The organism is Thermostichus sp. OS-CIW-26, from assembly GCF_054058395.1.
In genome coordinates, this window is record NZ_JBSSAG010000016.1 from 48639 (window position 1) to 58696 (window position 10058).

At 56.3% G+C, this 10058-nt stretch carries 11 protein-coding genes and 1 other RNA gene; 4 read left to right on the forward strand and 8 right to left on the reverse strand.

Annotated features, from left to right (window positions below; genetic code table 11):
* Positions 1–222: 222 nt before the first annotated feature.
* Positions 223–576: a hypothetical protein gene (locus ACVW0C_RS08330; RefSeq protein WP_049749562.1), complete on the reverse strand. Its 354-nt coding sequence runs from the start codon at positions 574–576 to the stop codon at positions 223–225.
* Between the two features lie 220 nt (positions 577–796).
* On the opposite strand from ACVW0C_RS08330, the gene ACVW0C_RS08335 reads away from it, so the two are divergent.
* The 3 genes from ACVW0C_RS08335 (at position 797) to rnpB (ending at position 2860) form a co-directional block, all read left to right on the forward strand.
* Positions 797–1150 (forward strand): rhodanese-like domain-containing protein, encoded by a 354-nt coding sequence (locus ACVW0C_RS08335; RefSeq protein ID WP_414522943.1) that lies wholly within the window; start codon positions 797–799, stop codon positions 1148–1150.
* A 21-nt stretch (positions 1151–1171) separates the two neighbouring features.
* Positions 1172–2398, forward strand: coding sequence for a C45 family autoproteolytic acyltransferase/hydolase (locus ACVW0C_RS08340; protein ID WP_457384894.1), 1227 nt, complete (start codon positions 1172–1174; stop codon positions 2396–2398).
* Between the two features lie 32 nt (positions 2399–2430).
* An RNA gene (gene rnpB, locus ACVW0C_RS08345) (RNase P RNA component class A) lies at positions 2431–2860 on the forward strand.
* Positions 2861–3060: 200 nt separating this feature from the next.
* Here the strand turns inward: rnpB and ACVW0C_RS08350 are convergent.
* Entirely contained in the window at positions 3061–3762 is a 702-nt protein-coding gene (locus ACVW0C_RS08350; RefSeq protein ID WP_414329131.1) for a TetR/AcrR family transcriptional regulator, read from the reverse strand.
* Positions 3763–4072: 310 nt separating this feature from the next.
* Between ACVW0C_RS08350 and ACVW0C_RS08355 the strand changes: the two genes are divergently transcribed.
* Positions 4073–4957, forward strand: coding sequence for an acyl-CoA desaturase (locus tag ACVW0C_RS08355; protein WP_414329132.1), 885 nt, complete (start codon positions 4073–4075; stop codon positions 4955–4957).
* A gap of 79 nt (positions 4958–5036) precedes the next feature.
* Here the strand turns inward: ACVW0C_RS08355 and ACVW0C_RS08360 are convergent, their stop codons facing one another.
* From ACVW0C_RS08360 to petM, 6 genes are all read right to left on the reverse strand, one after another.
* Positions 5037–5297 carry a hypothetical protein gene (locus ACVW0C_RS08360; protein ID WP_238376896.1) on the reverse strand — a complete coding sequence of 87 codons (261 nt, stop codon included), beginning with the start codon at positions 5295–5297 and terminating at the stop codon, positions 5037–5039.
* A 282-nt stretch (positions 5298–5579) separates the two neighbouring features.
* Positions 5580–5843 carry a photosynthetic electron transport-dependent transcriptional regulator PedR gene (gene pedR, locus ACVW0C_RS08365; RefSeq protein ID WP_011432496.1) on the reverse strand — a complete coding sequence of 88 codons (264 nt, stop codon included), beginning with the start codon at positions 5841–5843 and terminating at the stop codon, positions 5580–5582.
* A gap of 154 nt (positions 5844–5997) precedes the next feature.
* Positions 5998–7257: a sensor histidine kinase gene (locus tag ACVW0C_RS08370; protein ID WP_457384895.1), complete on the reverse strand. Its 1260-nt coding sequence runs from the start codon at positions 7255–7257 to the stop codon at positions 5998–6000.
* A 72-nt stretch (positions 7258–7329) separates the two neighbouring features.
* A complete protein-coding gene (locus tag ACVW0C_RS08375; protein WP_011432494.1) occupies positions 7330–8097 on the reverse strand; it encodes an SDR family oxidoreductase in 768 nt (255 codons plus the stop codon).
* Positions 8098–8290: 193 nt separating this feature from the next.
* Positions 8291–9265: a ketopantoate reductase family protein gene (locus tag ACVW0C_RS08380; protein WP_414357946.1), complete on the reverse strand. Its 975-nt coding sequence runs from the start codon at positions 9263–9265 to the stop codon at positions 8291–8293.
* 113 nt (positions 9266–9378) lie between these two features.
* Entirely contained in the window at positions 9379–9486 is a 108-nt protein-coding gene (gene petM, locus ACVW0C_RS08385; RefSeq protein ID WP_414329137.1) for a cytochrome b6-f complex subunit PetM, read from the reverse strand.
* Between the last annotated feature and the right edge of the window lie 572 nt (positions 9487–10058).

Consider the following 10058-nt stretch of genomic DNA (forward strand, 5'->3'; position numbering starts at 1 on the left):
GGTTAAGGTTGTTACAGCAACAAACAAGAGCAACAAACAACTGCCACGAGGTCAAAGTGCAGATGGCCAAGTTGCGATCCAATGCCCTCAGCAAAAGCATCCTCTGATGGATCCTCTGTTTAGTCAAGGCTTCGCCAGGGATCCGCAATCAATCGGCAACAAAAATCTCAAAAATCTAGCGCTCTTCAGGTACTTCGAGGGTTCCGGCGAGGATGTCTTGCTTCACCGCTTCCACAGCAGCCACCAAATCCGCTGAGAGCAAGGCTTGGTTGTATTCATCCAGGGCATAGCCCACACCCTCGTTCTCCAGGCCAAAGGTTTGAATGCCGCCGACAAAGTTGCCTTAAAGTTGCCTTCCACCACGCTGCGAATCACTTCATAGGTGGCCATATCCACCCGCTTCAGCATCGAGGTGAGACCGTGGTTGAGGGTGGCAGGGTTGTTATCGGTATCCCCCAGGTAGTTTTGGTTAGCATCCACACCGATAAAGAACAGCGGACGGGTATCTCCGCTGCAGATGCTGGCATAATCGGCGGGTTTGGGCACTTCCGCAAAGGGATCTCGAATGAAACTCACCCCGGCGGGCAGCCCTGTAGGATGCTGTTGGGCCAGAGCAGCCCAAAGAGCAGCGAGGTAACATCATCTCCCGCCGTATCCGTGTCGATCAAAAAGCGTTGCACAGCCATACCCAGGCTAAGCCCAAATCAGGGTGACATCTTAACCTTTGCGGGCAGTCTCAGGGCAGCTGCTGAGCCGGTGTATCTTGAAAAGGGATCCCTGTAGACCAGAGTTGGCGATGTCCTTCTCCATTCGCTCCATTACACCACAACAGATGGCCCAATACCTACAGGATCCCGAGGCCGGCCCTCTGCAATTGATCGATGTGCGGGAACCGGCAGAGCTGGAGCTGGTGAATTTAAATGCCCTGGGCTTTCGCAACTACCCCTTGAGCCAGTACGAGGAATGGAGGGAACGGATCCTCACAGAGCTGGATCCAGATCAGCCAACTTTTGTGCTCTGTCATCATGGCCTCCGCTCTGCTCAGATGAGCCGGTGGTTACAGGCCAACGGGTTCACTCAGGTTCATAACATCAGCGGCGGCATTCACGCTTGGGCTTGTGAGGTGGATCCCTCCCTGCCCACCTATTGAGGTCACGGGCAAACCAGCACCATGTTCCCCATTCTTCATCTGCAGGGGGATCCCCAACAACGAGGCCAACAGTATGGATCCCAGGCGGCCCAACTCATTCGCCACAGCATTGCTAGTTACGCCCGCCAATTTGCCTACCGCTGTGGTCTCACCTGGCAGCAGGCCCAGACCCAAGCAGAGGGATCCCTGCCCTGGCTAGAGCGCCACGTGCCCCACCTGCTGGAAGAAATCCAAGGCATTGCCGCGGGGAGTGGCTTCCGTTTTGCCGAGATTCTGGCCCTCAATTTGCGCACCGAAATTTTATCCAGATCGGTTGTCGGTGGATCCCATCCCGACTGCGCCGCTGCTCTGGAACACAATCTCCAAAACGGAGTACCCCAGCACCCACCGGATCCTGCTCATGAATGCAAGGCAATGGAGAAACTCATCGATCCAAACCCAGCCAAGTCAGATGGGGGAGAATGTACTACCCTAGCGGCCTTGCCCCAGGCTACCTCCACCCACCACACCTACTTGGCCCAAACCTGGGATTGGCTTGGGGAGCAGCGCAGGGCCTGTGTGCTGTTGTGCGTTCACTCCGATACCCACCCTGCCTACCTCACCCTGACCGAAGCTGGGATCCTGGCCAAAATTGGCCTCAATCAAGCAGGGTTGGCCGTAGCCCTCAACCTCTTGCGCTCTACCCTAGATGGGCAAACCGAGGGAATGCCGGTGCATTTGCTATTGCGCTTGTTGTTGGAGTGTGAGGAGTGGCAGCAAGCTGTGGAGAGGGTGGGATCCTACCCCTACACCGCCTCCTCTTGTGTCAGCGTTGCGGGTACCGCAGGACAGGCGGTAGGCCTACAGCCCGCTAAGGCGACCAGCTTTGAAATCAGTCCACGAGGAATTGGCCTGCATCTCCCTCAAGGAGGGATCCTCGCCCACACCAATCATTTCCTGGATCCGGCCTTGCGAGAAGATGAGCTGCCCCCCCATATAGGATCCTCCACAAGGCTAGAACGGGCCTATCATTTGCTTCGCCAGAGTGCTCAAACGGGAACCCTAGACGCGATCGCTCTTCAAAAAATCCTACAGGACCGGACGAATGCCCCCCACTGCATCTGCCGCTATCCGGATCCCCATCTGCCCGCCTGGGATCGCACCGAAAGCGTAGCGGCTGTGGTGATGGATTTGAACCGGCAAATCTTACACCTGGCCCCCAACATTCCCGATCACGTGGAGTTTGTACCGATTTCCGGGATTTTCTAGGTTTGGGAGATGCAGTAGGATCGAGCTGAAGAGAGAGGAGGGGCAGGCGATCGCGTCCTTGCTGTCGCCACCAGACAGCGGGATGAGGAAAGTCCGGGCTTTCAGAAGAACACACCGCTGGGGAAAGCCCAGTGCGGGTAACCGCGAGGATAGTGCCACAGAAACATACCGCCGATGGCTGGGATCCCAGCACAGGTAAGGGTGCAAAGGTGGGGTAAGAGCCCACCAGCAACGTCGTGAGGCGTTGGCTCGGTAAACCCCGGTGGAAAGCAAGGCCGCAGCCGCAGGACTATGGCTGTTCTTCGCCCCTGTCGGTTGCATCGAGGTCACGGTACCCAAAGTGGGGAAGGGTGCTCTCGATGGTGGTGAGCCGCTAGAGGGTGATGGTAACATCACTCCCAGATAGATGATCGCCAGTGCAACTCTGCACTACAGAACCCGGCTTACAACCTCCTCTCTTTTCTACTTGCACATCTACCTGTTTGCACATCTATTTGCACACAGAGAGAGTTTGTTCCGAGCTCACGGGAGTTCTGCAGGTTGCCGGGATCCCTGTGGTCTGGGGCTATTTATTGGCCGTAGTCAGTGTGTCGTTGGGAGAAGCTGTATCGCATGCCCACCTAGGGCACTTGGAGAGCCTTGTCCAATTGTGGGTGGCTGCGCTACGGCGTAGGTTCTGTCATTCTGGTCACGCCTGCCATCCACAGCTCCACGCAGGCTTGCAGAAGGGGGGGGATCCTGGCGGTTTCGGCGCCTTTCTCTGATTTTTTAGATTTTTCATCCGATAGCTGCCCCTCAACAGAGGGCTCGGTTCCGTCGGCGCCAACGGAAGGCAACTCGGCAGTTACCGCCAGCATTGCTGCTCCCAAAATCATTACATGCAAAACCCCAACGGCTGCATAAAGGCGATCCGGCTCGACAGATTGCAACTCAGAGTTGGGAAATCGCCGCAAATACTCTGTCAGCTGTTCTTGGGCCTGAGAAAAACCCATCCGCAAGGCGCGACGATGCTCCTCAGAATAAAGACCGGCCTCCCCGACCAGGGAGCGCACCAGCTCAGGATTGTCGGCCAAAGCCCGAAAACAGGTGTGGACGTAGCGCAGGAGAATGGCTTGTAACCCAGAGCCTTGAGAGGGGGCGGGATCCGCCTTCAGGGGCAGATCGGCTATGCCGGAAAAGACCCCCAGCTCCCCAAATACGGCCAGGAGTAACCCTTGCTTGGTGCCGAAGTGCCGAAACAGGGTGACCTCATTCACTCCGGCCAAATCCGCAATTTGACGGGTGGTGGTCTGGGTGATGCCCTGACGAACGAACAGCTCCCGAGCCGCATTCAGCAGCCTTTGCCGAGAAGAAGGACGTGCCATAGTGAGGAGAAAACCTGAAGAATTGCGGCGGGCTGCAAGTGACGCTTGCATTTACGGTGGAATACCGCTAGGCTTAATGTCAAGCGAGAGGATGTCGGCAGCGTTGCCTCTGCTCCTCTTCTTCCTGTGTAGCCAAGTTCATCACAGCGGAGCACATAGCAAGTCACCGCTGGCTATGGCGGTGTCTTCAGGGGCTTGACTCCGTTTTCACGTTGGGCCGCTGTTATCCGGCGGCCTTAACTTGGGCTTTGTGTTTTGGCTCTTTCCTAGTCAGTCTAGTCTACTTCTTCTTCTGAGGTTTTGTGGGTTCATGACCACTTCTTTTTCTCGCCAATCGCTGAATCATCCCGCTCCGCTCAATCGGCCCGAGCCCCAAGAGTCCTTTCGGTTTGCTTGGGAACATGTGCTCTTCTTTGCCATTTTTCACGTGGTGGCCCTGGTGGGAGGCATTTTCTTCTTCTCCTGGCCTGCTCTGGGGGTAGCCCTGTTTCTCCACTGGTGTTTCGGTAGCTTGGGCATCTGCTTGGGGTACCACCGCCTGCTCAGCCATCGTAGTTTCCAGGTGCCCAAGTGGCTGGAATATGTCTTCACAACTCTCGGTGCCCTGGCCGTTCAAGGGGGGCCGATCTTTTGGGTGGGTGGCCACCGTCAGCATCACGCCTTCACCGAAGATGAGGAGAGGGATCCCTATTCTGCTCGTAAGGGCTTTTGGTGGAGCCATGTGCTCTGGCTGATCTACCACCGCGAAGAATTTTTTAACCCTGAGAAGTATTTTGCCTTTGCGCCCGACTTGGCTCGGGATCCCTTCTACCGCTGGCTGGATAGGTATGCTCTGCTTTTGCAACTGCCGTTGGCTGCAATACTCTACCTGCTGGGGGGCTGGTCATTCGTCGTGTACGGTATCTTTGTGCGGACAGTGCTGCTGCTGCATTGCACCTGGTTAATCAACTCGGCCAGCCACTTCTGGGGTTACCGGACTTTCGAGAGCAACGACAATGCCCGTAACCTTTGGTGGGCGGCCATTCTAACCTATGGTGAAGGCTGGCACAACAACCATCATGCCGACCCGAAGTGCGTTAAGGCCGGTTTGCGTTGGTGGGAGATCGACATGACCTACTGGGCCATTTGGCTGTTGGCGAGATTGGGCCTGGCTCGTAAGCTGCACCTGCCTGCCCAAGGCCAAGCTGCTCGCTGAACTGGTTTTTCCCAGACCTTGCAGAGGAATCATCCGGGGATCCCTATCCCTGGGGATCCCTTTTGGGTTGCAGAGAGAGCTAGTCTTCTAAGGGGCTATACTGCCACGCTCCATAGTGGTCAAGAATACGCTTAATTTGTTCTATGTCGGCATCGGGTTCTTGATGAATATGCAATGCCTCTATTTGGCTGTCTTGGTAGCGAAAGGTGGAGTTTTTTTTCCACTCTAGCTCCGTTTCTACCCCTGAAACACAAGCCAAATGGGCAGCCAATTCCCGATAAACCATCAGGGGCATAGAATCGTAGCGAACAGCGTAGCGTTTCAGCTTGGGGACGCTCACGTATGACAACCCAATCAACGTAGCTCAAAACAACTCAAGTATAGTCACTTCAAGTTAGATTAAGACGCTTCCTAACTACTCCGCGGTGTCGCCCAAATGCTCCGCATCACTTCCGCGAGCCCCCCAATCCCTCTCCCTAAGAGAGAGAAGAGCTAGGAAGCACTGCAACGGAACAGTTTCATTCCTCATTGAAATGACTATAACTTCTGGGCAATACAGTCACCAAAACCCCCCCGCTCAACACTCTTTAGCTGGACACTTGACCGGCAAAATGGGATGGGACTAAGCAATTTTGTCATCGACCAAAGTGCAGCAGTTTACCTGATCCAGGCAAATCTTTCCCCATTGCAAGGCCCAGCGTACTAAGGCCACCCGATTTGCCGTTCGGGTCTTGCTCAAAATGTTGCTAATGTGATTGTCAACGGTGCGCTTGCTGATCTCTAGGCGTTCCGCGATGTCCTGATTGGTCAGTCCTGCTGCAATCAACTCAATGACCTGCAGCTCCCGTTCGGACAACAAGTCTGCGGAATGATAGTCAGTACCCATTCCGAATGCCTGCTTAAGATGAACTGTAAAGATTACCTACCCCAATTCTAGGGGATCACCCCTGAGATGGATAGCCCTGCAGCAGGGAAATCTTGAGCGATTCTCGGCCAGACTCCGGCTGCAGGCCACTGATGCGAGCGTTTTCGGATAGGCTTCACAAGGGATCCAAGTGCTTCCGGGGCAGTTCCACCTGAACCCACAGCCCACCGGTTTGTGGGTGATTGCGCAGTTGGATGGTGCCCCCGTGAACTTCGACAATTTGTCGCACAATTGCCAGCCCTAGGCCGGTTCCGCCTTTGCTGCGGGCCCGCGCAGTGTCGGTGCGGTAAAAGGGCTGAAAGACCAACTCAAATTGATCTTCTGGCAGGCCGGGGCCGTGGTCGTACACCTCTAACTGCACCTGGGATCCCTGCTCCGAAAGCACCACATGGATAGGAGAGTCGGGCTTGCCATACTTGACGGCGTTGTCCAAGAGATTGAGGATGAGGCGGTATAGGCGTTGCTCATCTCCCCAGAGGTAAATCTGGGACAATCCGCTCAGGTGCAGTTCCTGGTGTCGAGGCTTGGCCAACGGCTCTACACTTTGCCAGGCTTCCTGCACCAGACTTGCCAGATCCACCCAGCGCCACTGAGAGCGGGATGCGGCTCCCAAATTGAGGGCGCTGAGTTCGAGCAAGTCTTGAACCAAATGGCTCAGGCGCAGAGTTTCATTTAGCAATCGTTCCACCCAGACTGCTTGAGCGGCATCGACCCGGCTTTGTAAAGTTTCGGCCAGCAAGCGAATGGAGGTGAGGGGGGTTTTCAGCTCGTGAGCCACATCCGAAGCCCAGCGATCCCGCTGTTGGGCCAGCATTTTTGCTTCCAGCCGGTCTTCTAAAAAAATGGCCACGTGCGCTTGCGGCAGGAGCAACCCCCAAGCCCGCAGCGGAATCGGTTTGCCATCCCCACCGGAAGGGTAGAAAATCCATTCGCGACTTTGGACAGGAGCAGCGGTCTCCTGTCGGCGGGTAGCCTCGATGAGCTGATCCAACTCATAGGAGCGCACCCATTCCAGCAAGAGCTTGATGCCCGGCTGCCATTGGCTGATGCGCAGCAGGCGCTGGGCGGTAGGATTGCACTCCAGCACCACGTTGTTTTCGTCTACCCGCAGATATCCCCAAGGGAGCCGCTGACTCAGGTATTGCCAGTTTTGCAGTTGCTGTTTTTGGTTGGCCCAATCCAGATCTTGTTGGCGAAGATAACGGCTGAGCAAGCTGAGCATCTGTTCCAGGGAGTGGAGGGGCATGGCCAGATGCACCAGGGATCCCAACCGCTGCAATTCGCGTCTGAAACGGCGCCGAGTCTGCCACAGCAGGAGCAACGTGCAAAGCAAACCGATTCCCAACCCGATCAGGATCCCGGCTTCCAGTCCCATGTTCCCACCACCTTTGCTGCCATTGTCGCTCAGGGAAGCAAGAGTGGAGGCGAAAGCCCGGTTGCCGGCCTCTTATCGACGATGTACGAGGGTGGTACTGGCTTGGTCGGTGGGCACAAGCAAGATCTCGCTGATGTTCACGTGGGGGGGACGGGTTGCCGCAAACACCACCACCTCGGCCACATCCATCGCCGTCAAGGGGGTGAGGCCCTGATACACTGCTGCCGCACGGGCGCGATCCCCACGGAAGCGCACTTGGCTGAACTCGGTTTCCACCAGGCCCGGCTGAATCTCGGTGACGCGAATGGGGGTGCCCAGTAAATCCAGCTTCAGCCCCTCGGAGATGGCCCGCACGGCGGCCTTAGAAGCGCAATACACAGCGCCACCTGGGTAGGTCTGCCGACCGGCAATGGAGCCGATGTTCACCACATGGCCTCGACCTCGCTCCACCATGCCGGGCAAAACGGCGCGGGTAACATAGAGCAACCCCTTGAGGTTGGTATCGATCATCTCTTCCCAGTCTTGCAAGGCCCCCATGTGGAGCTTGTCCAAGCCACGACTTAAACCTGCATTGTTGACCAAGATGTCGATGTTGGCCCACGGCGAGGGCAAAGATTGAAGCGCCTGCTGCACGGCTGCCCCATCCCGCACATCCAAAGCCAGCAGGTAGGAAGGAGTGCCGTAAGCCTGCTGCAATTCCCCAGCCAGTTCCTGCAGCCGATCCTGACGGCGGGCCACCAGAATCAGGCGGGCTCCAGAACGGGCAAAAAGGGTGGCACAAGCGGCCCCAATGCCGCTACTGGCTCCGGTGATGAGCACGATGGAGTTTTCAAGCATCATTTGCTAATTCAAATGCTGTGATTTCAGTTGGGTTGAGTCGGAGAAAAATGGACAGCTACCTTCAGCTTCCTCGTCAGTTCGAGGCTACAGCCATTCTAGAGTTCGAGCCACTTCCCCAGGGGGGAGCCTGGGATCCAGCAAACGAATCGTTTCTCTGCCGTTCGGTAGCGACCCTACCGCTCCCTGCAAGAGCCTAAAGAGAGCGCTCCAGCAGCTTGACGCAAGCATACAGAGTATCCAAATGGGGAGTGGGCACCCCCACCAAACGCCCCAACTCGGTGATGGCTCCCACAATGGCCTCGATCTCCGTCCGTCGCCCCAGCTCAATATCCTGCAGCATCGAGGTGCGATGGGATCCCACGCGGGCTGCATCTTCTAGCCGCTCTTCCAAAGAGACCGGCAGCCGGATCCCTAGAGCTTGAGCTACAGCCTCAACTTCCTGCATCACCGACCGAACCAAAGCACGGGTGGGTGGGTATTGGGCAATTTCATCTTGAGCAGCCCGGGTGAGGGCGCTGATGGGATTGAAGGCGGCATTGCCCCACAGTTTCTGCCAGATCTCGGCCCGAATCTGCGAGGTGAGGGTGGTGGAAAGCTGCGCCTGTTCAAAGATGGCGGCCAAGGACTGCAGCCGTCCTGACAGGGATCCATCCGGCTCCCCCAGAATGTAGCGCCCACCCCCTGTGTGCAAGACCACTCCTGGCTCTGCCAACTGCACGGCAATGTACACCACACAGCCAATCACCCGCTCTATCGGCAAATGAGCAGCGATAACCCCTTCTGGATCCACGGAAGTCAGGGAATGCCCCTCAAACTCGCCCCCATGCCGGTAAAAGTACCACCAGGGGATACCATTCTGGGCAATCACAATGGGGGTGTCGGGGCCACACAGGGATCCCAGTCGAGGGGCAAGCTGCGGCAAGCTGTGGGCCTTGACCGTCACTATCAGCCAGTCCTGTGGGCCCAGGGCAGCCGGGTCGTCGGTGGCCGTCAAGTGCTCCACCCAGGTTTGGGAGGGATCCCCCTGCCGGATGAGCTTCAGACCTTGGGTGCGGATGGCCTGCAGGTGAGCTCCACGGGCCACGACACTGACGGGAAAGCCAGACCGAGCCAGGCATATGGCCAAGTGACTTCCCACCGCCCCGGCGCCAACGATACAAATCTTCATGAGTCTATCATCTTTCCGCCACCCACCTCATATCCAGGTGGCCAATTGACATGGAATTGACATGGAGCTGTAACAAGGCCCGATACCGGGCCCGGGAGAAATCCTCGACAGCTTTACTCTGCCCCCCCTTGGGTCACCCTTAGGATCCCATATCCAAGTGCCACGCCCACCAGGGTCAGCACAATGCAGAGTCCAGCAATGGTGAAGATCTCGCCAGCCATAGATTCAGCTTCCTCGCAAATGGGATACATCGCCTTCTCAGGATATCGGATCCCAAGCCCTGGCCTTCACTCCAAGGGTGTAGCGGCCCAAACCCAACTCCTCGAAAAACAGTCGTTCTCCCAGACTTGATGAGATCCGGCTATCCGCCTCTATAATGAAAGCAATTTACAAGTCTTTACCGGCATAGGCTAAATTGTAATGCCTACAGCCGTAAAGCTTGTTTGGTGGCTCTCGAATGGCCCGTTGGGCCTCGCGAGTTGTGGAAACGGTTCTAAGTAGGGTCTTGAAGCGCTAGGGATCCTGACTTAACGGGAAACTCCTGAGCAGTTCTTGCCAAAGAGCCGTTCAAGGAAACTGAGGCAAAAGACCCAGGAGTTGAGTCTTTATACCTAGGCTCCGCTCCTGCTTCGAAGAAGCAAACTTTGTAGTTTCATTAATGTCCTCATTCATTTAGATGTCTTTAAGGAGTAGTTCAGATGACCATAGCGGTAGGGCGCGTGCGTCAGGAGCGAGGATGGTTCGACATCGTCGATGACTGGCTCAAGCGCGACAGATTCGTGTTTATCGGCTG